Below are 401 nucleotides of genomic sequence, written 5' to 3'. Positions count from 1 at the left end.
GCCGAGCAGAGCGTCGAATAAGACGGCGCGAGGCGGAAGAAAAGAAGGCGGATGGCGTTTGCGTCATCCGCCTTTTTTGTGCCCGGCTGGACCCACGCATTGGCTTCGCCCTACGCGGAGCCGCTTTCGTAGGGCGAATATCGCGGCGCGATATCCGCCAGGGGGCAGGACGCCGAACCCGCCTCAAGGTGAAGTGATCGATATGTCCGGTTGGCGGATGACGCCTTCGGCATTACTTGCCCACGCAGAAGGCGCTTTCGTAGGGGGGACATCACCACGCGATATCCGCCAGGCGGAGCATGGTGTCGCTCCCTACGATGCTGGCAACGGCGGGCCGCTCAGGATGCGATGCTGTCAGCGCCCGGCTGTGCTCGACGGGCGCTTCCGGCTTGGTTCGCGCG

The 401-nt window shown here is 64.6% G+C and carries 1 protein-coding gene; it reads left to right on the top strand.

All coding sequences use genetic code 11. The features are described from left to right. The coding region (locus tag FLO80_RS24100; RefSeq protein WP_223145560.1) for a hypothetical protein at window positions 1-197 on the top strand (197 nt) is incomplete at its 5' end. Between the last annotated feature and the right edge of the window lie 204 nt (window positions 198-401).

The organism is Aquicoccus porphyridii, assembly GCF_008369105.1.
Lineage (GTDB): Bacteria > Pseudomonadota > Alphaproteobacteria > Rhodobacterales > Rhodobacteraceae > Aquicoccus > Aquicoccus porphyridii.
This window is presented reverse-complemented; position numbering and strand designations above follow the sequence as displayed.